General features: G+C 52.3%; 24 protein-coding genes. 6 read left to right on the top strand and 18 right to left on the bottom strand.

The window, feature by feature from the left end:
- Positions 1–34: 34 nt before the first annotated feature.
- From ACMXD4_RS22475 to ACMXD4_RS22515, 9 genes are all read right to left on the bottom strand, one after another.
- Positions 35–457 (bottom strand): F0F1 ATP synthase subunit epsilon, encoded by a 423-nt coding sequence (locus ACMXD4_RS22475; protein ID WP_033156953.1) that lies wholly within the window; start codon positions 455–457, stop codon positions 35–37.
- A 24-nt stretch (positions 458–481) separates the two neighbouring features.
- Positions 482–1,855 (bottom strand): F0F1 ATP synthase subunit beta, encoded by a 1,374-nt coding sequence (gene atpD, locus ACMXD4_RS22480; RefSeq protein WP_033156954.1) that lies wholly within the window; start codon positions 1,853–1,855, stop codon positions 482–484.
- A gap of 42 nt (positions 1,856–1,897) precedes the next feature.
- Positions 1,898–2,761 (bottom strand): F0F1 ATP synthase subunit gamma, encoded by an 864-nt coding sequence (gene atpG / locus ACMXD4_RS22485; protein WP_415879432.1) that lies wholly within the window; start codon positions 2,759–2,761, stop codon positions 1,898–1,900.
- 11 nt (positions 2,762–2,772) lie between these two features.
- Complete coding sequence (gene atpA / locus ACMXD4_RS22490) at positions 2,773–4,314, bottom strand: F0F1 ATP synthase subunit alpha (protein ID WP_020484120.1); 1,542 nt, start codon at positions 4,312–4,314, stop codon at positions 2,773–2,775.
- Between the two features lie 21 nt (positions 4,315–4,335).
- A complete protein-coding gene (locus tag ACMXD4_RS22495; RefSeq protein WP_415879433.1) occupies positions 4,336–4,866 on the bottom strand; it encodes a F0F1 ATP synthase subunit delta in 531 nt (176 codons plus the stop codon).
- A 3-nt stretch (positions 4,867–4,869) separates the two neighbouring features.
- Positions 4,870–5,343, bottom strand: a complete 474-nt coding sequence (locus tag ACMXD4_RS22500; protein ID WP_026602690.1) for a F0F1 ATP synthase subunit B — start codon at positions 5,341–5,343, stop codon at positions 4,870–4,872.
- Between the two features lie 84 nt (positions 5,344–5,427).
- On the bottom strand, positions 5,428–5,712 hold the full coding sequence (gene atpE / locus ACMXD4_RS22505; protein ID WP_020484117.1) for a F0F1 ATP synthase subunit C: 285 nt from the start codon (positions 5,710–5,712) through the stop codon (positions 5,428–5,430).
- Between the two features lie 42 nt (positions 5,713–5,754).
- Positions 5,755–6,519: a F0F1 ATP synthase subunit A gene (gene atpB / locus ACMXD4_RS22510; protein WP_026147085.1), complete on the bottom strand. Its 765-nt coding sequence runs from the start codon at positions 6,517–6,519 to the stop codon at positions 5,755–5,757.
- A gap of 17 nt (positions 6,520–6,536) precedes the next feature.
- Positions 6,537–6,905, bottom strand: coding sequence for an ATP synthase subunit I (locus ACMXD4_RS22515; protein ID WP_415879434.1), 369 nt, complete (start codon positions 6,903–6,905; stop codon positions 6,537–6,539).
- Here ACMXD4_RS22515 and ACMXD4_RS22520 point away from each other — a divergent pair.
- Positions 6,904–7,050, top strand: a complete 147-nt coding sequence (locus ACMXD4_RS22520) for a hypothetical protein (RefSeq protein WP_171696983.1) — start codon at positions 6,904–6,906, stop codon at positions 7,048–7,050. The genes ACMXD4_RS22515 and ACMXD4_RS22520 overlap by 2 nt on opposite strands.
- A 165-nt stretch (positions 7,051–7,215) precedes the next feature.
- Here ACMXD4_RS22520 and ACMXD4_RS22525 read toward each other — a convergent pair whose 3' ends face one another.
- The 4 genes from ACMXD4_RS22525 to mnmG are packed head-to-tail and all read right to left on the bottom strand — an operon-like array spanning position 7,216 to position 11,324.
- Positions 7,216–8,064: a ParB/RepB/Spo0J family partition protein gene (locus ACMXD4_RS22525; RefSeq protein WP_415879435.1), complete on the bottom strand. Its 849-nt coding sequence runs from the start codon at positions 8,062–8,064 to the stop codon at positions 7,216–7,218.
- Entirely contained in the window at positions 8,061–8,837 is a 777-nt protein-coding gene (locus tag ACMXD4_RS22530; protein ID WP_415879436.1) for a ParA family protein, read from the bottom strand. Before ACMXD4_RS22530 ends, ACMXD4_RS22525 begins: the two co-directional genes overlap by 4 nt.
- Positions 8,830–9,456, bottom strand: a complete 627-nt coding sequence (gene rsmG, locus ACMXD4_RS22535) for a 16S rRNA (guanine(527)-N(7))-methyltransferase RsmG (protein WP_415879437.1) — start codon at positions 9,454–9,456, stop codon at positions 8,830–8,832. The genes ACMXD4_RS22530 and rsmG overlap by 8 nt, the downstream gene beginning before the upstream one ends.
- Positions 9,456–11,324, bottom strand: a complete 1,869-nt coding sequence (gene mnmG, locus ACMXD4_RS22540) for a tRNA uridine-5-carboxymethylaminomethyl(34) synthesis enzyme MnmG (RefSeq protein WP_415879438.1) — start codon at positions 11,322–11,324, stop codon at positions 9,456–9,458. The genes rsmG and mnmG overlap by 1 nt, the downstream gene beginning before the upstream one ends.
- A gap of 54 nt (positions 11,325–11,378) precedes the next feature.
- On the opposite strand from mnmG, the gene ACMXD4_RS22545 reads away from it, so the two are divergent.
- Genes ACMXD4_RS22545 through ACMXD4_RS22555 form a run of 3 tightly spaced genes read left to right on the top strand, consistent with a single transcriptional unit; the run spans position 11,379 to position 14,650 of the window.
- Positions 11,379–11,618, top strand: coding sequence for a hypothetical protein (locus tag ACMXD4_RS22545; protein ID WP_415879439.1), 240 nt, complete (start codon positions 11,379–11,381; stop codon positions 11,616–11,618).
- 27 nt (positions 11,619–11,645) lie between these two features.
- Positions 11,646–12,254, top strand: coding sequence for a GTP cyclohydrolase II (ribA, locus tag ACMXD4_RS22550; RefSeq protein ID WP_415879440.1), 609 nt, complete (start codon positions 11,646–11,648; stop codon positions 12,252–12,254).
- A gap of 8 nt (positions 12,255–12,262) precedes the next feature.
- Positions 12,263–14,650: a Lon protease family protein gene (locus ACMXD4_RS22555; RefSeq protein ID WP_415879441.1), complete on the top strand. Its 2,388-nt coding sequence runs from the start codon at positions 12,263–12,265 to the stop codon at positions 14,648–14,650.
- A 209-nt stretch (positions 14,651–14,859) separates the two neighbouring features.
- Here the strand turns inward: ACMXD4_RS22555 and ACMXD4_RS22560 are convergent, their stop codons facing one another.
- Positions 14,860–15,702 (bottom strand): matrixin family metalloprotease, encoded by an 843-nt coding sequence (locus ACMXD4_RS22560; protein ID WP_415879442.1) that lies wholly within the window; start codon positions 15,700–15,702, stop codon positions 14,860–14,862.
- Positions 15,703–15,978: 276 nt separating this feature from the next.
- Here ACMXD4_RS22560 and ACMXD4_RS22565 point away from each other — a divergent pair, with 276 nt between their 5' ends.
- The gene (locus ACMXD4_RS22565) at positions 15,979–16,890 is read left to right on the top strand and encodes a response regulator (RefSeq protein WP_415879443.1); all 912 of its coding nucleotides are present in this window, start codon (positions 15,979–15,981) and stop codon (positions 16,888–16,890) included.
- 23 nt (positions 16,891–16,913) lie between these two features.
- Here the strand turns inward: ACMXD4_RS22565 and ACMXD4_RS22570 are convergent, their stop codons facing one another.
- Positions 16,914–17,435, bottom strand: a complete 522-nt coding sequence (locus ACMXD4_RS22570; RefSeq protein ID WP_415879444.1) for a GNAT family N-acetyltransferase — start codon at positions 17,433–17,435, stop codon at positions 16,914–16,916.
- Between the two features lie 147 nt (positions 17,436–17,582).
- On the opposite strand from ACMXD4_RS22570, the gene ACMXD4_RS22575 reads away from it, so the two are divergent.
- Positions 17,583–18,332, top strand: coding sequence for a zinc ribbon domain-containing protein (locus tag ACMXD4_RS22575; RefSeq protein WP_415879445.1), 750 nt, complete (start codon positions 17,583–17,585; stop codon positions 18,330–18,332).
- Between the two features lie 11 nt (positions 18,333–18,343).
- Here ACMXD4_RS22575 and ACMXD4_RS22580 read toward each other — a convergent pair whose 3' ends face one another.
- The 3 genes from ACMXD4_RS22580 to ACMXD4_RS22590 all read right to left on the bottom strand — a co-directional run bounded on the left by ACMXD4_RS22580 (position 18,344) and on the right by ACMXD4_RS22590 (position 21,080).
- Complete coding sequence (locus tag ACMXD4_RS22580; protein WP_192392320.1) at positions 18,344–18,814, bottom strand: hypothetical protein; 471 nt, start codon at positions 18,812–18,814, stop codon at positions 18,344–18,346.
- A 122-nt stretch (positions 18,815–18,936) separates the two neighbouring features.
- Positions 18,937–19,344, bottom strand: coding sequence for a hypothetical protein (locus ACMXD4_RS22585; RefSeq protein WP_415879446.1), 408 nt, complete (start codon positions 19,342–19,344; stop codon positions 18,937–18,939).
- A complete protein-coding gene (locus tag ACMXD4_RS22590; protein WP_415879447.1) occupies positions 19,341–21,080 on the bottom strand; it encodes an Hsp70 family protein in 1,740 nt (579 codons plus the stop codon). The genes ACMXD4_RS22585 and ACMXD4_RS22590 overlap by 4 nt, the downstream gene beginning before the upstream one ends.
- Positions 21,081–21,084 lie beyond the last annotated feature (4 nt).

Consider the following 21,084-nt stretch of genomic DNA (forward strand, 5'->3'; position numbering starts at 1 on the left):
GTCATCGGGCTTATATTTTTACGCGATAAATGGTTTACGCACCACGTTTTCTTAATCTTTCCAAGGTTCTTAATTGGTTTACAGCTTGCGCCAATTCGGCTTGCGCAATCGCGTAATCGTATTTACCCGATTTATCGCTGAGCATTTCTTCCGCTCTGGCTTTGGCTTGTAGCGCCGCCGCTTCGTCGATGTCCTTTGCTCTGATCGCGGTATCCGCCAAAACGGTTACCAAATGCGGCTGCACTTCCAGAAAGCCACCGGACACGTAAAACGCTTGATAGTCTTTATCGCTCAGCTTAACCCGAACTTCACCGGGTTTCAGCTTGGTGATTAACGGCGCATGGCGCGGCGCGATACCGACATCGCCCATTTCCGCCGGTGCAAAGACCATTTCAGCCAAGCCGGAAAAGATTTCCTGCTCCGCACTGACGATGTCCACATGAATTGTCATTGCCATGTTAAAACTCTCCTATGAGGTGGTTTACATGCCTTTGGCTTTTTCAATGGCTTCGTCGATTGTGCCGACCATGTAGAAAGCTTGCTCGGGAAGACTGTCGTATTCGCCGCTGATAATGCCTTTGAAACCGGCAATGGTATCTTTCAGGGACACGTATTTACCTGGAGAACCGGTGAAAACTTCGGCAACGAAGAACGGCTGAGACAAGAAACGTTGGATTTTACGCGCTCTGGATACGGTCAGTTTGTCGTCTTCCGACAATTCGTCCATACCCAAGATGGCGATAATATCGCGCAGTTCTTTGTAGCGTTGCAAAATACCTTGTACCGAACGGGCAACTTCGTAATGTTCCTGACCGATAACCAAAGGATCAAGCTGACGGCTGCTGGAATCCAGCGGATCAATAGCCGGATAAATACCCAACTCGGCGATTTGGCGCGACAATACCACGGTCGCGTCCAAGTGAGCGAAGGTAGTAGCAGGCGACGGGTCGGTCAAGTCGTCCGCTGGTACGTATACCGCTTGGATAGAAGTGATAGAACCGGTTTTGGTGGAGGTAATCCGCTCCTGCAGTACACCCATCTCTTCAGCCAGTGTAGGCTGATAACCTACCGCGGAAGGCATACGGCCCAGCAGCGCCGATACTTCGGTACCCGCCAAAGTGTAACGATAAATGTTGTCAACGAAGAACAGTACGTCACGACCTTCGTCGCGGAAAAACTCCGCCATGGTCAAACCGGTCAGCGCGACGCGCAAACGGTTGCCAGGTGGCTCATTCATTTGACCGTAAACCAGTGATACTTTGTCGATAACGTTGGAGTCGGTCATCTCGTGATAGAAGTCATTACCTTCACGAGTACGTTCACCTACACCGGCAAATACCGAGAAACCGCTGTGCTCGATCGCGATGTTACGGATCAGTTCCATCATGTTAACGGTTTTACCTACGCCGGCGCCACCGAACAGACCGACTTTACCGCCTTTTGCGAACGGGCAGACCAAGTCGATAACTTTGATACCGGTTTCCAACAATTCGTTGGCTGGCGCTTGTTCGTCGTAAGAAGGGGCATCACGGTGGATAGTCCACTTCTCTTTCTCACCGATAGGCCCTTTTTCATCGATCGCCTCACCGAGAACATTCATGATGCGTCCCAGAGTTGCTTGACCGACCGGTACCTTGATCGCTTCGCCAGAGTTGCTGACTTCAACACCGCGGCTCAAACCATCGGTGGAACCCATCGCAATGGTCCGGACTACGCCGTCGCCCAATTGCTGCTGAACTTCCAAAACCAGACCGCCTTTAACATTTAACGCATCATATACTTTCGGCAGGTTATCGCGTGGAAACTCCACGTCTACGACCGCACCGATGATCTGAACGATTTTACCCAAACTCATTATGTCGTCCTCTTTTAAAATCTCTAAACTTGTCTTGATGCACTAAACAGCGGCAGCGCCGGCCACGATTTCGGAAATCTCTTGCGTAATTGCCGCCTGTCTGGCTTTGTTATAAACCAGTTGCAATTCTTTAATGATATTCCCGGCGTTATCGGATGCGCTTTTCATTGCCACCATTCGGGCAGCCTGCTCGCAGGCGTTGTTTTCCACTAAACCTTGGAAAACCGCGGATTCCACATATCGGATCAATAAACTGTCCAATACTTCTTTAGCATCAGGTTCGTATAAGTAATCCCAGCGGCCTTTGGACTCGTCGCCCAAATCACCCACGGCAACCGGCAACAATTTCTGCACAACCGGTTTTTGTGTCATGGTGTTCACAAAGTCATTACTAATCAAAAATAACTCGTCAATTTCACCGGCGGCGAACGCATCCAGCATGATTTTGATCGTGCCAATAATTTCGCTCTGATGTGGCGTATCGCCCAATTTCGAGACTTGTCCGATCAGGTTAGCTTTGATCATGCTGAAAAAACCGGCCGCTTTGCTACCGATGGTGCAGACGTCTACTTCGATCTGGCGGCTTTGCCATTGCTGCATTTCGCCTAAAACTTTTCGAAACAAGTTGGCATTCAGACCACCGCACAAACCTCTATCGGAGCTCACTACGATGATGCCGATGCGCTTCACTTCGCGTTCGATCAAAAAAGGATGCTTGTATTCGGGATTGGCATAAGCCAGATGTTTGATTATCTGGCCTATCTTCTTCGCGTAAGGCCGGGTGGCCTGCATTCTGTCTTTGGTTTTACGCATCTTGCTCGCTGCCACCATTTCCATGGCCCGAGTAATCTTCTGAGTATTCTTAATACTCGCGATCTTGGTACGTATCTCTTTGCCAACAGCCATGTGCGGACCCTTTACCAGCTACCGGTCTTGACGAAACGTTCAATGGCACTGTGAATGCCTTTTTGAATCTCGTCGTTATAGTCGCCTTTCTCGTTGATTTTAGCCATCAAAGCAGATTCGTCGGCGTGCATGAAGTCCAGCAAAGCCGCTTCGAAATCGCGGACCTTTTTAACTTCCAGGCTGTCCAGGAATCCAGCATTTGCCGCGTACAAGGAAACACTCATGTCCGCAACCGACATCGGCGCGTATTGATTTTGTTTCATCAGCTCGGTAACCCGTTGGCCGCGTTCGATTTGCTTGCGTGTACTTTCGTCCAAATCGGAAGCGAACTGCGCAAAAGCCGCCAATTCGCGAAACTGCGCCAAATCCAGACGAATACCGCCGCCCAGCTTTTTGATGATCTTGGTTTGTGCCGCGCCGCCAACCCGAGATACTGACAGACCGGCGTTAACCGCAGGACGAATACCCGAATTGAACAGACCGGTTTCCAGGAAGATCTGGCCGTCGGTGATGGAGATTACGTTGGTCGGTACGAAAGCCGATACGTCGCCGCCTTGGGTTTCGATAATCGGCAATGCAGTTAATGAACCGGTTTTGCCTTTTACTTTTCCGTTGGTCAGTTTTTCGACTTCAACCGCGTTAATACGCGCAGCGCGTTCCAGCAAACGTGAGTGGATGTAAAACACGTCACCAGGGTAGGCTTCACGACCTGGCGGACGACGCAACAGCAAGGAAATTTGGCGATACGCCCAAGCTTGCTTGGTCAAATCGTCATAAATGATCAGCGCATCTTCACCAATGTCGCGGAAATATTCGCCCATTGAGCAACCGGTGTAGGGTGCAATAAATTGCAGCGCTGCCGATTCAGAAGCCGAAGCCACCACGATGATAGTGTGCTCCATCGCGCCGTGTTCTTCCAGTTTGCGAACCACGTTGGCAATAGAAGAACGCTTCTGACCGATAGCCACATAAATACATTTGATGCCGGTGCCTTTTTGATTGATGATCGCATCAATCGCAATGGCGGTTTTACCGGTTTGTCTGTCACCGATGATCAACTCACGTTGACCGCGACCAACGGGAATCATCGAGTCAATCGCTTTCAAACCGATTTGCACCGGTTGATCTACCGATTGTCGGGCGATAACGCCTGGAGCAATTTTTTCGATAGGCGAGCTTAATTTGGTTTCGATAGCGCCTTTGCCGTCAATTGGGTTACCCAAGGCATCGACCACGCGGCCCAGCAAGGCTTCACCAACCGGCACTTCCAGAATTCTACCGGTACATTTAACGGTATCGCCTTCGGTGATATGTTGGTAAGCACCGAGCATTACCACACCGACCGAGTCTCTTTCCAGGTTCAAAGCCATGCCGTAAGAGCCGCCAGGAAATTCCAGCATTTCGCCTTGCATTGCTTCCGACAGACCGTGAACCCGAACAATACCGTCGGTGACACTGACTACGGTGCCTTCGGTATGTGCCTCAATATGGGCGTCGAAGTTCTCGATCTTCTTTTTGATCAGATCACTTATTTCTGATGGATTTAATTGCATTTTATTTTCCCGCTCTAACTCTTAAAGTCTTTTAGCTAATTGATGAAGCTGGCCTTTGATAGAACCGTCGATGACTTTGTCGCCCGCTTTAGCGAGGATGCCCCCAATTAACGATTTATCGACAGAAACGGATGCATTGACCTTTTTATTCAAAAGCTTTTCCAGCATGGCTACATACTTGCCTTGCTCGGCTTTTGTCAGAGAATACGCGCTGTATAAATCCACATTGGCGTAGCCTTCATCGTCCGCTTTGTACTGCTCGAACATCACCGAAATTTGCGGCAGTAGGGGCAGCTTGTCATTTTCTATCAACACTTTCAGAAGATTCTTGGCTTCGTCATGTATTTGATCCTGGCAAATATCCAGAATCAATTGTGCTGTATGCTGTTTGCCAACCCGAGGATTTTTGACAATGGCAGCTAATGCCTCATCCTGGATGACCAAGGACAAAAACGTCAACGAATCTGACCATTGCTTGGACGACCCCGTTTTCTTGGCACGCTTGAAAGCTGCTTCCGCGTAAGGTCTTGCTAATGTCGATAACTCAGCCATTGCTTAACCCAATTGATCCGCTGCTTTGCTGAGAATGTCTTGATGCTTGGCTTTGTCGATTTCTTCTTTCAAAATCTGTTCAGCGGCACGCAAAGCCAGTGAGGATACTTCCTTGCGCAAGCTCTCTTTGGCTTGCAGCATTTCCTGCTCTATCTGGGCTTTTGCTGCTTCAAGCAAACGCTCGCCTTCTTTTTTGGCTTGATCTTTCGACTCTTCAACCAGCTGATTGGCGCGTTTTTGCGCTGCACTGACGATTTCCGCCGATTGTTCTTTTGCTTCCTTCAGCAGGCTCTTGGCTTTTTTCTCGGCCAATTTAATCTCTTCCTGGCCCTTCTCGGCCGCGGCCAAACCTTCGGAAATTTTGGTTTTGCGCTCTTCCAGAGCGGCAATGATCGGTGGCCAGACATACTTCATGGTAAACCAAACCAGAAGTGTGAAAGTTATCATCTGCCCGATCAGGGTAGCATTGATGCTCATTGATGCTTTCCTCGTAATGCCGTTGTCATTCTATCGGTACTGCGAAAGGCACTGACCGATCGCACCTCACCGATAAGTGCTTAATTAACCTGCGACGGATTGAACGGCTGAAAGGAATGGGTTTGCGAAAGTCAACATCAACGCCAGACCAACACCGATCATGGTTACCGCGTCAAGCAAACCGGCGATGATGAACATTTTGACCTGCAACATTGGAACCAACTCAGGTTGACGAGCCGCGCCTTCCAGGAATTTACCGCCCAGCAGACCGAAGCCGATAGCAGTACCGATTGCGCCCAAGCCCAAAATGATGCCAACTGCGATAACAGTGAAGCCTTGTACGTTGGCAATTAATGATGCGAGTTCCATAGTGTCTCCTAAATATTGATATGAAAGTTGAAAATAAAACTATTAATGATCTTCGTGCGCCAAGCTCAAATACACAATGGTTAACACCATGAATATGAAGGCTTGCAGGGTAATAACCAGGATGTGAAATACCGCCCAAGGAAAACCCAGCAATGGCTGAACGATAGGTGGCAGCAAAGCGATCAGGATAAATACCAGCTCACCGGCATATAAGTTACCGAATAACCGCAGGCCCAGCGAGATAGGTTTCGCCAATTCTTCAACTGTTTTCAGCAGCAGATTGAACGGCATCATTTTCGGGCCGAAAGGTGTGCAAGTCATTTCCTTGGCAAACCCCATCAGGCCTTTAACCTTGATGCTGTAAAAGAAGATCAGGAAAAATACGCTGATAGACAAGGCAAAGGTACCGTTCAAGTCGGTACTTGGTACCACACGCATGTATTCCATGCCCATCAAGCTGCCTATCATCGGCAACAAATCCACCGGCAACATGTCCATGGCATTCCACATGAACACCCAGCAAAAAATCGTCAACGACAGCGGCGCAATCAAAGGACTGCGGCCGTGAAAACTGTCCTTAACTTGCGTATCAACGAATTCGACCAAGGTCTCCGCAATATTTTGCGCCAATCCAGGCACGCCGGATGTCGCTCTTTCCGCTACCGTTTTGAAAAACAGAATGAACAATCCGCCCAAAAACGCGGAGAAAAACAAGGTATCCAGATGCAATGTCCAAAATCCCTCACCCACCGATAACGGTGTTAAGTGATGGACTATATAACCGGTTGCGCCACCTTCAGTACTCATTTGTCCTCGCTAAAAAACTAATCACGCCACAAAAACAGCGCAAACCAAAAAACCGACAACACTGCGATGTAACCCACCATCAGTGTTAAGAAATCAACAGAGGGAATCTGTAAAACGATAGAAAACAGGGCTACCGTCAAAATCAACTTAATCGTTTCGCCTGCATAAAATGCATTAACGATGCCCTGCGCACCCAAATCCTTGGCCAGATAGATTTTGTAGGCAAAATACAGATTGGGCAGTAAAGCCACAAACCCTCCGAATAATGGAGACACTGCACTTTTCCAACCGCCTATCAATAAAAATCCCGACGCCACTAATGCAGCCATCAGGACTTGTCCAAAAACTACTTTTCTGACAGTAGAAAAATCATTTCTAGCTGTCATGTACTTCCCCTTTCGTCTTGAGCTGGGCGATTATATCCAGCCAGCACGTCTAAAGCAAGGTAAGCACGTTCAGCAAGAAGCAATCAGCGTCGCCACCTTGTTGATTTGGCAAGACTATCCCAACGAGCCCACTGTCCACACCTAGCCGCTACAGACGTATTCTAAACGCTCAATCCCAACGCTTACAGCAATACGCATGCCATTTCGTAACATATTGATTTTCTGCAATGTTACCCAAAACGGCATTGTAGCAAATCCGACAAAGCACCGAACCATGACCGAAATACGACATTTGCCAGCCCCGAAGCACTCAATTGATTTTCTTTATGATGCCTTCCAGCTCTTCCAAACTGGTGTAAGTAAAAATCAATTTACCTTTGCCGCTGCTCTGATGATTGATTTCCACCTTGGCACCGGTTCGTTCGCTCAGATCGCGTTGCAAACGCAAGGTATCCGGATCTATTTTTTTTACTACCGCAGGCTTATCTTCATGCTGTTCGCGCACCAGCTTTTCTACCGCTCTGACGGTCAAGCCTTGTTTCACAGCTTTGTTGGCAATTTCCACTTGCTTGGCTTCGTCCAACCCCAGCAAGGCGCGGGCATGTCCCATTTCCAGCAAACCCTTGCCCAACATGCCTTTCACTTCGCCAGCCAGTTCCAGCAAGCGTAATAAGTTAGTGACCGTAGTGCGCGACTTGCCTACCGCAGTAGCGATCTGCTGATGGGTGAGTTCGAATTCGTCCTGCAAGCGGTGCAAAGCCTCGGCTTCTTCCAGCGCATTCAAATCCTCGCGCTGAATGTTCTCGATCAAGGCGATTGCCATCACCGAACGATCATCCAAATCCTTGATTAATACCGGCACGTCCTGTAACTCGGCCAATTGCGCCGCCCGCCAACGGCGTTCGCCGGCGATGATTTCGTATTTTTCGCTATCTATTTTGCGGACGATAATGGGCTGGATAATGCCTTGCGCAGCAATCGAATCGGATAACTCCTTCAGCTTCTCCGGATCCATATCCTTGCGCGGCTGATACTTGCCGCGCTGTAAAAACTCGATAGGCAAACTTTGCGTGTCTTGAGATTTTTCCGGCACCGGCGCGCTCACGTCGCCCAGCAACTCGCTCAAACCTCGCCCTAAACCGCGTTTTTTTTGCATCATTTTTTTGCCGCTTTTTCTTTTCTGATCATTTCACCCGCCAACGCGATGTATGCCATCGCGCCGCGTGAAGCTTTATCGTAAGCCAACACCGGCACGCCATGGCTAGGTGCCTCAGCCAGACGAATGTTTCTGGGGATAGTAGTCCTAAAGACTTTGTCACCGAAATATTCGATTAACTGGTCGGAAACATCCTTACCCAAGCGGCTACGGCTATCCACCATGGTTCGCAATATGCCTTCCAGATACAAACCGGGATTCACACTATCGCGGATACTGCGTAAGGTCGACATTAATGACGACAGACCTTCCAGCGAATAATATTCGCACTGCATCGGAATCAACACACTGTTGGCGGCGACCATCGCGTTTAGGGTCAGCATATTTAGGGACGGAGGACAGTCGATCAAGATGTAGTCGTACTGATCTTTTATAGCCAATAAAGCGTCTGCCAGGCGCCGTTCACGATGCTGTGCGCTCATCAATTGCACTTCGGCAGCGGTTAAATCAGCATTGCCGGGGATCAAATCAAACCCCAGTTGCTTGTTTTTCACGACAATCTCGGAAACCGGCACTTCTTCCAGCAACAGCTCGCAGCTGGAATATTCGATTTCTTCCTTATTCACGCCACAACCCATCGCCGCATTGCCTTGCGGGTCCAGATCGATTAACAACACCTTGCGATTGGTTGCCGCCAAAGCCGCCGCCAGATTGACGCTAGTGGTGGTTTTGCCGACGCCGCCTTTTTGGTTGGTAATCGCGATAATCTTAGCCATACTTGGGTTTCTCCAGTCGAATCAGGCAGCGTTCGGCGTCTATGCCGGGCACCGTCAGCGAAATCACGCTGTATGTTGCGGCCAAGTCTATCAGCTCTTGCTCGGGCTGCTGACCTTTCATCGCCAGCAGCACACCATCCTCCGCCAACAAATGCCCGGTGAGTTGCAGAATGTCGGGCATGCTGGCAAACGCCCGGCAAAGCACCGTGGAAAATAATTCTGCCGGCTCCAGCAGTTCAACTCGGCTATGCACGACCTCGACATTTTTCAGCTTTAACTCAAGTACGGCCTGCTGAACGAAGCGGGTTTTTTTGGAATTAGAGTCAACTAAGGTGAAATGACAATCCGGCCGGCAAATCGCCAGAGGAATGCCCGGCAAGCCGGCACCTGTACCGATGTCGGCAACACGCGAACCATGAAGATACGGCAGAATCGCCAAACTATCCAGAATGTGTAGACTGACCATCTCCAGCGGATCGCGCACCGCCGTTAGGTTATAGGCTTTGTTCCACTTGACGATTAATTTGACGAAATTGAGCAGCGCGTCGATTCGCTCGCCACCAATCTCCAGCGACAAGGCCCTTAAGCCTTGCTCCAGTTTTTCGCGACAGACGTCCATCAAGCGCTTTTCTTTTTCAAATGCACCAACAACAATGAAATCGCCGCCGGGGTAATGCCGGGAATCCGCGAGGCTTGCCCCAAGGTTTCCGGGCGCTGCTTTTTCAATTTTTCGCTGACTTCATTCGATAACCCCGACACCAGGCTGTAATCGACATTTTCCGGCAACTTCAAGTGTTCGTAACGTTGAGTACGGTTGATTTCGGTTTGTTGCCTATCGATGTAACCCGCGTACTTGGCTTGAATCGCCACCTGCTCGGCAACCTGTTCGTCGACTTCGACTTCATCGCTGAAACGCAGCAGATTCTCGACATCCACTTCCGGCCGGCGCAGCATTTCCATCAGGCTGGCTTCTTTCAACAGCTTTTTGCCCCACAATTGCTCGGCCAGCGCGGCTTCATCCGATTCGGTGCGTATCCATTTTTTAGCCAACTTGCCTTGCAAATTGGCGATGGCCTCGCGCTTTTCTTCAAAGCGCTGCCAGCGGGCATCGTCAACCAAGCCCAGTTCTCGACCTTGTTCGGTCAAACGCAGATCTGCATTGTCTTCGCGCAGCTGCAAACGGTATTCGGCGCGACTGGTAAACATCCGGTACGGCTCGGCGGTGCCGCGCGTGATCAAATCATCGATCATCACGCCGATGTAGGCTTCGTCACGGCCGGGACACCAACTTTCCAGGCCTTTGGCCAGACGCGCCGCATTCAAACCGGCGATCAAGCCTTGGGCAGCAGCTTCTTCGTAGCCAGTGGTGCCATTGATCTGGCCGGCGAAGAACAGTGCGTTCATATGCTTGGTTTCCAGCGAGGTTTTCAAATCGCGCGGATCGAAAAAATCGTACTCGATCGCATAACCGGGACGCACGATTTCCGCATTCTCGAAACCCAGCATGGTCCGGATGAATCGATACTGAATATCAAACGGCAGGCTGGTGGAAATGCCGTTGGGATAGACTTCGTTGGTGGTCAAACCTTCCGGTTCAACGAAAATCTGGTGTGAATCGCGGTCGGCAAAACGCACTACCTTATCTTCAATGGACGGACAGTAACGTGGCCCCACGCCTTCGATAATGCCGGAATACATTGGCGACCGATCCAGACCGGAGCGAATGATGTCGTGGGTTTCTTGATTGGTACGGGTGATATGGCAGCAAATTTGCCGTGGGTGCTGTTCGCGGCTACCCATGAACGAAAATACCGGCAACGGCGTGTCGCCGTGCTGTTCCTGCAACTTGCTGTAATCGATAGTGCGGCCGTCGATACGCGCCGGGGTACCGGTTTTCAAACGGCCAATACGAAACGGCAGCTCCCGCAAACGCTCGGCCAAGGCAATCGATGCAGCATCCCCGGCGCGGCCGCCGCTGTAATTTTCCAAGCCGATGTGGATACGGCCCGCCAAAAAGGTACCGGCGGTCAACACCACCGCTCTGGCGTTGAACTCCAGCCCCATTTGGGTTTTGACACCGGTCACGCGGTCGCCCTGCACGATCAGATCGGATACGGTTTGTTGAAACAGCGCCAGATTGGGCTGATTTTCCAGCGCTGTGCGCACCGCTTGCTTGTAAAGCATCCGGTCCGCCTGCGCCCGGGTCGCCCGTACCGCCGGGCCTTTGCTGGCATTCAAGATACGGAACTGGATGCCGCCTATATCGATGGCCTGCGCCATAATGCCGCCCAGCGCATCCACCTCCTTGACCAGATGTCCCTTACCAATCCCGCCGATGGCCGGGTTGCAACTCATCTGCCCTAGGGTCTCAATGTTTTGCGATAACAACAGAGTTTGCGCACCAGAACGGGCAGCAACCAAGGCTGCCTCGGTACCGGCATGGCCACCACCCACTACGATCACATCAAAGTCTTTCTGGAATTTCACAGGCAATCTATGTTCAAATAAAACGTTATTTTAATAGCTTGCGGAGAAAAAAGCATGAGAAAACAAAACCCCAACAAGGACTTGCAAGACAAGCCCGGCAAAAACCCGGTGGCGAAATTCGCCCATCAGTACAACAAAGCGCAGGTTTTCGCCGACAAAACTCGCTATAGCCGCAAAGCCAAACACGCTGGCCTGGAGCCTTTCGTAATCGTTGCCAACTCAGCAATTACGAAAGGCTCCAGGCATATGAACATCGCTTCTGCCGCTAAGCAGTCGCGGGCAATTGCCGCTTAATGCCGCAGATTGAGGACTCACACAGCAGTGAAAGCAAGCATAGAAGACAAAGTTCAAACTCGAATTCCCACCAAACACGGCGAATTCATCCTGCACTACTACAGCAACAACCTGGATAAAAAAGAACACGTCGCCTTTGTGAAAGGCGAAGTAGCCGGCAAGGAAGACGTGCCGGTACGCATCCATTCCGAGTGCTTTACCGGCGATGTGCTGGGTTCACGGCGCTGCGATTGCGGCGAACAGCTGGATATGGCGCTGGATTTGATTAACACCGCCGGCTGCGGCGTTTTGATTTATTTACGCCAGGAAGGCCGCGGCATCGGTTTGCTGAAAAAACTCCAGGCTTACAATTTGCAGGACCAAGGCCTGGATACCGTCGATGCCAACATCAAGCTTGGCCACCTGGCCGACGAGCGCCAATACGACATCGCCGCGCTGATTTTGAATAGCTTGCAAGTGCGCTCCATCGAACTAATCACCAATAATCCATTGAAAATCGACGAACTGACCAAGCTGGGGATTCAGGTGAACAACCGCATCGCCATCGAAACCCGCATTCATCAAGACAATCTTGAATATCTGAAAACCAAAGCCGAACGCATGAGCCACATGCTGTCGATGCCTAACAGCAAATAACCCGCATCATGCTTGAACAATTGAAATTGCCGGTCTCGGCCCTGAAGCTGGCGATTGACTTGCCCAGCGCCGCGCCAAGCGCACAACACAACGTCATCCTCGGCCAAAATCGCGCCCAATCGGCTCTAGCCTTTGGCATTGCGATGAAGGCGCCGGGCTACAACATCTTCGTGATGGGCGACCCCGGCACCGGCCGCCTGTCCATGGTCAGCCATTATTTAAGCACCTATGCCGAACAGCAAGAATCGCCGCTGTCTTATGCCTACGTTGATAACTTCGAGAATCAGCGCGAGCCGGTGGCTATCGAATTACCGTCCGGGGAAGGGCATAGTTTTGCCAAGGACATCGAAAAGCTGATCGATGACGTTCTGGCCACCTTTCCGGCCGCCTTCGAAAGCCCTAGTTACCAACAAAAAAAGACGGCGATAGAGCGCCGCTTTAACCAGCGTTACAACGCCGCCATCGATCTGGTCGACGCCAAAGCCCGCGAGATGAGCGTGGCGCTGTATCGTGACAGCGACACCATCACTTTTCTACCAATCCGCAACGACAAGGCGCTGGACGAAGATCAATTCACGTTGCTGCCGCAAGCGGAGCGCGACGCCTTCCACCAACACACTGAAGAGTTGGAAGAATTTCTCGGCGACGTATTGCTGGAACTGCCGCAATGGCGGCGCACGCTGGTGGAAGAAACCCGCCAGCTCGACAACGACACCATCAAGCAAGCGTTGGAGCCGCTGCTGGCCGAACTGAACGACAAATACCAAAACGTCGATGACGTGATTACTTATCTGGCGGAGATCGAAAAAAGCCTGAGCAATACCATCGGCGAGCTACTGATGCCCAGCCGCAGCCAGGACAGCCGCGAGATCATCGCCAAACGCGCGGCTTTGATCGAGCAATACCTGCCCAACATCCTGGTGGATTGCAAACACGACGGCAACGGCGCGCCGGTAATCTACGAGCCGCATCCGATCTATCAGAACCTGTTCGGCCGCATCGAATATATCAGTGACCAAGGCACCTTGGTGACCAACTACCGGCGCATCTGCCCAGGCTCCTTGCATCGGGCCAACGGCGGTTATCTGATTCTGGATGCGGAAAAAGTCTTGACCTATCCCTTCGTCTGGGAAGGCCTGAAACGTGCGTTACAGGCCGGCCGCATCGAAATCGAGTCGCCGTACTCCGAACTGGGCATTAATACTATTACGCTGAAACCAGGCGTCATCCCGCTCAACGTCAAAGTCATTCTGGTCGGCTCGCGCGACATTTACTATTTGCTGGAAGAGCTGGATAGCGAATTCAACGAAATGTTCCGGGTGCTCGCCGACTTTGATGACCACATCAAGCGCAGCCCGGGCAATGTCAGCCAATTTGTCACATTGTTAAAACGCCACGCCGCCGACTCCGGTGCCAAAGCCTTGACCGATGGCGCCTTGTTGCGCTTGATCGAATACAGCTGCCGCTTAGCCGAAAATCAACAACGCCTGTCCGCACACGTCAACAGCTGCCTGGAAATCATCGCCGAAGCCAACCTGCTGGCCGACCAAACCAACGCGGCTAACATCGATAAAACCGAAATTGAGCTGGCATTATCAGCGCGAGAACAACGCAACGGCCGCATCGCCGAAGCGATTCTGGAAGAAATGCTGGAAGGCACCATTCTGATCGACACTGACGGTGAAGCCATCGGTAAAGTTAACGGCCTGACCGTGATGGACATCGGCGGCAGCAGCTTCGGCGCGCCGGCGCGGATCACCGCTACCGTGCATCCGGGCTCCCGAGGCATTGTCGATATCGAACGCGAAGTGGAACTGGGGCAACCCATCCATTCCAAAGGCGTGATGATTTTGAGCGGCTATCTCGGCCATTGCTATGCCCAGCAATTTCCGTTGGCCATCTCTGCCAGCATTGCCATGGAGCAGTCTTACGGCCACATCGACGGCGATAGCGCCTCGCTGGCCGAGCTGTGCTGCCTGATTTCCGCACTGACGCGCACGCCGATTCAACAAGGCTTTGCCATGACCGGCTCGATCAACCAGTACGGCGAAGTGCAAGCCATCGGCGGCGTCAACGAGAAAATAGAAGGCTTTTTCGAACTGTGCGCGGCGCGCGGTTTGACCGGCAAACAAGCCGTGATCATTCCGGCATCGAACAAACGCAATTTGATGCTGAAACAGCAAGTGGTGGATGCCGTCGAGCAAGGCCTATTTGCCATTTACACCGTATCCAGCGTCGATGAAGCCTTGAGCCTGCTCACCGGACAAGAAGCCGGCACTATCAATGCGGAAGGCCAGTACCCGGAAGGCAGCGTCAATTTCAAAGCCGTCGCCCGTTTAAAGGAAATTTCCGATATGTCGGTGGACGAGGATAAGGAAACCGAGACCGGGGCATAACGCCGTGTCGCTCGGCTCATCAACCAAGATTGCAGCAAGATACAACCCGTGCAGTCGGTGGCAACCGATTGAAAATGCTCACTACAGCTGAGACATGCGTGAGGGCTAGATCTTAAAAACGCGGGCTTCAATAAACCTGGTTAGCCTTAATCGAAGACATTCGGATAAGGCTAACCAAGCAGCTTAGAATACAAAAGAGTTATCGCAAGCTAGGCTATATCGCGCTTGCGATTCAACCATGACAGGCCAAACAGGGCCGCGCCGAAAGACCAGACCGCTGCAGGTAATGGAACCGGAGCAGGCGCGCCGTAGAGGTATTGAATGCCGGCAATGTCGTCTGCATCCAACGTACGATTGATCTTGCCGAAACAGGAACCGCTCACTTCCATCACCGGGCAACTACTGTCAAAGGCGGCCGGGTGCGCCAAACCCAAGGCGTGTCCCAGTTCGTGCAGCAACAGACTTTCGAAGTCATTCGGTGCGGTAGAAGAGCCTCCCGGAAAAAAAGTGTCGCCATCCTTGCCCGGTTGAAAGCCATAAAAAGAGTTAGCATCAAAAATTATATCGCCGCTACCGGTGCCGCCGTTGGGTGGTGGCGCATAGCCAACCGCACCGCCGCCGGAAGCAAAAGCAAATACGCCGATGCGTATATCCGGGTTGCCGGCCGCTGGGTTATTGATGGCTAATCCGGAATCTGTAAACGGTCCGACAAAGCTGATGTTGGCGACGCTGGCCCATTTATCCATCGCAGCTTCAATAGCGCCCTGTAAATCCGTCAGCAACACCGGGGTGTAACCGGTGCCCGGCGAATTTTCGATGTTGAGCGTGGTTTGAGCGGTGCCCGGGCAGGCATCGCCGCAATAAGCCGACCCAGCGGTGCCGGCCGGGATAAAGCCCCAACTTATTGTACCGCCCGGTGTGCCCGGCGTATTGCTCCCGCCCCACTTCAACACCCCACCGCTGCCGTCATCAAAGGTGTTAAACGCCATCGCAGCATTGGCAACCAGCAAAAAGCCGATGCCGGCAAACACTCTATACAATCTGTTAACCATAATTTCCCCCGATTTCCGTCTTCAATCCAACCGAGACCGCAAACAATCGCGACCGCACCAAAAGCAAGCGGCATTTTTGCCCGTATGCTTTTGTGATTCGTTTAACATATATTTGAAAAATCGCAAAAATAAATTATCGATACTCACTGTGTGGGCAAAATGGGGATTGCCCGCTAAACTTTGTTTCGAAACGCTATTTTCTATCACAGCAGACTGTCTATGAGGCCAAGGCTACTAAAATGTTTGCATTATCCGTAGCCTCAAGGAGATTTGGCGTTGAAATCCAATTCCGACTATAAAGCCAGCATCCTCATCGCCGACGATGTGAAACTGATGCGGGACATCCTCCGCACATATCTGCAATCTGCCGGTTACGAAGTCCAATCCGCGGAGGACGGGCTCGAAGCCTGGCAGATGTTGAACAGCAGCGAAAAGCCTTTTGACATTGTGGTTACCGACCGCAACATGCCGCAGATGGATGGCATGGCCTTATTGGCCAAGATCAAAGCTGACCCGCGCTTTAGCGATCTGCCGGTTATTTTCCAGACCGGTGAGTCATCGCGGGAGTCGATCGTGGAAGGCATTCAAGCCGGGGTTTACCATTACCTTACCAAGCCCTACGACGAAAAAATTTTACTGGCTTTCGTAGCGGCAGCGCTGGAAGACAGCCGCCGCCACAAGACTTTGAGAACCCGGATTAGCAACAAAAAGGTGGCGCTGGGTTTATTGAGAAAAGCGGAGTTTTCTTTCCGGACCTTGAGCGAGGTCAATGGCTTGACCGCACTGCTGACCGGGTTGTCATGCAACCCGGAAAAGGTCGCCACCGGGCTTTCCGAATTGCTGCTCAACGCCGTCGAGCATGGCAATCTGGGCATTAGTTATCAAGAAAAAACCGAATTGGTAAGTCAAGGTTGTTGGCGGGAAGAAGTCGAGCGCCGACTGGGTTTGCCCGAATATAAAAACAAATTCGTGCAGGTTAAAATCGTTAGAACACCCACTCAGACCATCTTTACCATCAAAGACCAGGGCAAAGGCTTCGATCCATCTCCTTACCTGGACTTCTCCCCGGAACGCGCCTCCGATCTGCATGGCCGCGGCATAGCCTTGTCGCGAATGCTGAGTTTCGACTCACTGGAATACCTTGGAAACGGCAATCAAGTGATTGCCACCATTAGTTTACCGACCTAAGTTCTGCGCTTAAACAAGCTGGCTTACAGGCACTTTTCCAGTAACTCCAAAGACAAATCCGCCACTTTTGGCGTCCACATCTCGGGATTTATCGGAAACGCTTTGCTGATGCCGGTACGCCGATAGCCGCGCCGTTCGTAAAACGCCATCAGCTCGGCCCGACAGGGGATCACCGCCATCACCAAATGATTAACTCCCCAAGTTTGCACGGCCTCTGCTTCCGCCGCCGCCAACAAACGCTTGCCAATCCCCAAACCTTGCATAGCCGGCGCGACCGCCAACATGCCGATATGCACCTGTTGATCGACTTTTTGTAAATGCACCGAACCTAACAAATCTCCCTGCCGCAGACACTGCAAAATCATAGACCCCGCACCGGCGATTAAATCCAGAATATCCGCCGCATCGGTGCGCCGGCCATCCAGCAAATCGGCTTCGGTGGTCCAGCCCTGCCGGCTGGATTCGCCGCGATACGCCGCATTGATAAACTCCGCCAATTGCTCGGCATCAGCCGGTCCGGCTCTGGTAAATGTCAGTTCCAACATGATTAACCTCAAAAAACTCGCTGCTTCGGCAAGCTACCTTACGCACAAATAAAACCTTGCCGAAACAGAAAAAATCCCAGCCTTGCTGCTAAGGTTTATGGGCAATAAGCTGCGTTCATCTTCCCCCACCAAGCCTGGAGCCCCAACATGAAGCCATGCCCAAAGTGTCATCGGGATGTCTCGCCCGCGGAGGAAACCTGCCCGCACTGCGGCATCGTCTTTGCCAAATATTACAAATACCACGGCGTTACAAACTCCCCGGCGGCGGAACATCAACAAGTTGTCATTAATCTTGAAGCCCCCGCAGACACCCTATTTGGCGACGACACCTACCGGGACAACGAAGCCGTTTTTCTGGGCCGCTGCCTATTATTACCAGGATTTTTGCTGTGGAGCTGGTTGCTGATTACGCCGGGCCTGGCGAACAACGCGGTCGGCGCATCGTTTCTGCATCTGGTCAACCTGCCGTTTCACGAAGCCGGCCATGTGATTTTCCGGCCGTTCGGGCAATTTATCACCTCGCTGGGCGGCACATTGGGGCAACTCTTGATGCCGACGATTTGCATGTTGACCTTGCTGCTAAAAACCCGTGATCCGTTTGGCGCCAGCTTGTGTTTATGGTGGGTAGGCGAGAATTTTTTAGACATTGCTCCGTATATCAACGACGCCCGCGCCGGACAGTTACCCTTGCTGGGCGGCAATTTCGGCCATTCCGCCCCTTACGGTTTTCACGATTGGGAATATTTACTGACCGAATCCGGCCTATTGGCCCAGGATCATGCGCTGGCTAAACTCGCGCAGTTACTCGGTGCAATGTTGATGATAGCGGCGCTGATCAGCTGCGGTTACGTGTTGTTCAAACAGCGGCAAAAGCTGACGAGCCCGAAACCCGATTAGCCGCCAAGAATTTAGCCCAACCACGCTTTCACTTTCGCCTTAACCTGCGCTTTTACCTGCCGCGACCAACGGTAAATCTCGGTATCGACAATCTTGGCATGCGCCCATTGCAGCCAACCCATCACGGTGTGATAAACAAAAGCGATAAGCCCGAAGGTCAGCAACTGCGGCTTGGTCAATTTAAACACCCGTGATACCAGCAAGGTACCGAGTAACTTGGCGAACACCTCTAATAAAATACCTTGCAACAACAGGCCATGCACTATCAAAGACAGCGCAGCCAGATTCAGCGGAGTGACGATCAATACCGGAATCGTAAATGCCAGCAAGGCCATGGCCGGCGAAGTTTGCGCCAACCAACGCTCAACACTTTCCAGCCTCAGCAGTAGCGCCAGATAGTGCCCGCAAGCCGACAGAAAATCCCACAACCATTCCTCGATGATCAGCAGGATGGCCAGCAGCGTAAGCAGGAGTTTTTTCACGATTATTTCCCGATAGTTAGACTCAGACACTATAACCAAGCGCACTTGCGCTTGTCGCCAATTTAAGTCTTAAAGGATTTGAATTGCCGGGATGTGTAGCTTAGCGGCAATCCGCTAACAGCCTAAGCAACACTATGATTTGATTCCGCTTGCGCCGACAACTGGGCAATCATCTCGGCAAATCGGCGCAAGGTTTCATTGTCAGCTTGCAACATTTGTAACAGACTGAGAATGCCACGCGCTTCTTGCCAATCCTGCCGGCCCAAATTTTCGTACAGCGCCCGATATAGCTGTTGCAGCAAAAAGCCTTGCAACAGCTTGGCTGCCGGCGTTTGCTTGAAACTCAAGGAGCGCAGCACCGCCGGCACCGCGATAGCCAAACGGCCGGCCCGCGTAGTTTGTAATGCGACACCCAGCCACTGCTCGGCCAAGCGTTGGCTACGAAAGATGTGCTGCAACTCCGCACCGCAACGTGGGCACGCCGTGGCCGCACCGAGCCGGGCGTTGCAAGCCGGGCAGCGCGGTATCACGATTCCAGGTAGTAGAGGATGTCGTTCAAGCGCTCGACCGGCTGTTTCAGACCGACCTCGTCACCGCTTTCGAGACACGTCGAGATAGCTTCGATCAGATCCACCATGTCTTCCTTGTCTTCGGCAGAGACTGTTTCGAACAGCGACTCGGCTTTTTTGATGACTTGCCGCGCGGCAGCCATGGCCTGGCTTTCCGGAACCGAATTCGCCTCGCCACCGGTCGAATCGCCGAACAAGCCGTCGATACGCTGTTTGGCGCTGCTCAGTTCGCCGCTATCGAAGCGGGAGATCGCGTTGTTGATCGTGATGGCTTTTTCCTTGCCGGAGGCTTTTTCCCGCGCCGACACATGCAAGATGCCGTTCAAATCCAGGTCCAGCGTCAAGGTGATGATGTTGCCGGCCGGCACGTCCAACAAGCCTTCGACCAAAAATTCGCCGATTTCGACGTTGTTCAACGCATCCGGGTCCTCGCCTTGAAAAATCCGCACGTTCACTTCGCGTTGATTGTCGTGATAGGTTTCGAAAGCTTCGGACTTGCGCACCGGCAACACGCTGTTTTTATGCACAATGGGGATGTATTGATACGGATAGGGCATGCCGTCCAGGTAGCCGACCGCGCAGGTGCCGAAGGTATAGGGCGTTACGTCGACCAAGACCGTGCCGATGTCCTTGCCGTTAATCATCGCCGCCTGCATCGCCGCGCCCATCGCCACGCACAGATCGGGATCGACTTCGCCGTGCGGTTCGAAACCGAATTCCTCGAACAGGCGCTCGCGGATGCACGGCGTGCGCGTCGAGCCGCCGACCAGGATGATTTCGTCGATGTCGGATGCAGTCAATTTCGCGCCCTTCAGCGCGATGTGGGTAGCGTCCAGCGTGGCGTTGATGTGGTCGGCAATTAGGTCTTCGTATTCCGCACGCGCCAATTCCATCGTCAAATGCAGCGGCGTACCTTGGCGTTCCAGCAAATATTCTTCCTCTATCGTCGCGAATGGCTCGTCGGACAAGACCAACTTCGCCTGTTCCGCCGCCCGCACGATACGCGCCATGGCTTTGCCATGCGGCTCGACTTCGATGCCGAATTGCTGACGAATATGCGCCAGGATGCGATCGACGATCAGTTGATCGAAATCGTCGCCGCCCAGGTGATTGTCGCCATGGCTGGCCAGCACCTCGACCACGCCGCTCTGCACGTTGACCACCGACACATCGAAGGTGCCGCCGCCCAAGTCGTACACCAGCATGCGCTTGGCTTCGAGCTGGCCGGCACCGTAAACCAAGGCGGCGGCGGTCGGCTCGTTAATCATCCGCACCACCTCCAGCCCGGCGATTTCGCCGGCTTCGCGGGTCGCCTGACGCTGAGCGTCGGAAAAATAGGCCGGCACGGTAATCACCGCCTTGGCTATCGGCCGGCCGACATAGGCTTCGGCAATGCTTTTTAAGCGTTTCAGGATAATCGCGGAAATTTCCTGCGGTGTGTAAGCCTGACCGGCCATCGTGACTCGGGTATCCTGGCCCATCAGGCGCTTGATCGACTTGACGGTGCGCTCCGGATAAATCAGGTATTGATTGCGGGCGCTGGCGCCGACCAGAATCTCGCCGTTATCGTCCAGCCCGACGAAAGACGGCAATATTTTTGTGCCGCTGTCGGCGATCACGGTGACCTTGCCGTTTTCGACGATGGCGACTTCCGAGTTGGTGGTCCCTAAATCGATGCCGATGATGATGTCGTTCATGTGT

Origin of the sequence: Methylomonas sp. TEB (assembly GCF_047777895.1) — a bacterium.
GTDB lineage: Bacteria > Pseudomonadota > Gammaproteobacteria > Methylococcales > Methylomonadaceae > Methylomonas.

Coding starts and splice junctions, on each gene's coding strand:
- ACMXD4_RS22475 (WP_033156953.1), bottom strand. CDS start 457: ATGGCAATGACAATTCATGTGGACATCGTCAGTGCGGAGCAGGAAATC.
- ACMXD4_RS22515 (WP_415879434.1), bottom strand. CDS start 6,905: ATGACAGCTAGAAATGATTTTTCTACTGTCAGAAAAGTAGTTTTTGGA.
- rsmG (WP_415879437.1), bottom strand. CDS start 9,456: ATGGACGTCTGTCGCGAAAAACTGGAGCAAGGCTTAAGGGCCTTGTCG.
- ACMXD4_RS22545 (WP_415879439.1), top strand. CDS start 11,379: ATGAGAAAACAAAACCCCAACAAGGACTTGCAAGACAAGCCCGGCAAA.
- atpD (WP_033156954.1), bottom strand. CDS start 1,855: ATGAGTTTGGGTAAAATCGTTCAGATCATCGGTGCGGTCGTAGACGTG.
- ACMXD4_RS22520 (WP_171696983.1), top strand. CDS start 6,904: ATGTACTTCCCCTTTCGTCTTGAGCTGGGCGATTATATCCAGCCAGCA.
- ACMXD4_RS22495 (WP_415879433.1), bottom strand. CDS start 4,866: ATGGCTGAGTTATCGACATTAGCAAGACCTTACGCGGAAGCAGCTTTC.
- ACMXD4_RS22555 (WP_415879441.1), top strand. CDS start 12,263: ATGCTTGAACAATTGAAATTGCCGGTCTCGGCCCTGAAGCTGGCGATT.
- ACMXD4_RS22590 (WP_415879447.1), bottom strand. CDS start 21,080: ATGAACGACATCATCATCGGCATCGATTTAGGGACCACCAACTCGGAA.
- ACMXD4_RS22570 (WP_415879444.1), bottom strand. CDS start 17,435: ATGTTGGAACTGACATTTACCAGAGCCGGACCGGCTGATGCCGAGCAA.
- atpE (WP_020484117.1), bottom strand. CDS start 5,712: ATGGAACTCGCATCATTAATTGCCAACGTACAAGGCTTCACTGTTATC.
- ACMXD4_RS22530 (WP_415879436.1), bottom strand. CDS start 8,837: ATGGCTAAGATTATCGCGATTACCAACCAAAAAGGCGGCGTCGGCAAA.
- ACMXD4_RS22500 (WP_026602690.1), bottom strand. CDS start 5,343: ATGAGCATCAATGCTACCCTGATCGGGCAGATGATAACTTTCACACTT.
- ACMXD4_RS22560 (WP_415879442.1), bottom strand. CDS start 15,702: ATGGTTAACAGATTGTATAGAGTGTTTGCCGGCATCGGCTTTTTGCTG.
- atpB (WP_026147085.1), bottom strand. CDS start 6,519: ATGAGTACTGAAGGTGGCGCAACCGGTTATATAGTCCATCACTTAACA.
- ACMXD4_RS22575 (WP_415879445.1), top strand. CDS start 17,583: ATGAAGCCATGCCCAAAGTGTCATCGGGATGTCTCGCCCGCGGAGGAA.
- ACMXD4_RS22525 (WP_415879435.1), bottom strand. CDS start 8,064: ATGATGCAAAAAAAACGCGGTTTAGGGCGAGGTTTGAGCGAGTTGCTG.
- atpA (WP_020484120.1), bottom strand. CDS start 4,314: ATGCAATTAAATCCATCAGAAATAAGTGATCTGATCAAAAAGAAGATC.
- atpG (WP_415879432.1), bottom strand. CDS start 2,761: ATGGCTGTTGGCAAAGAGATACGTACCAAGATCGCGAGTATTAAGAAT.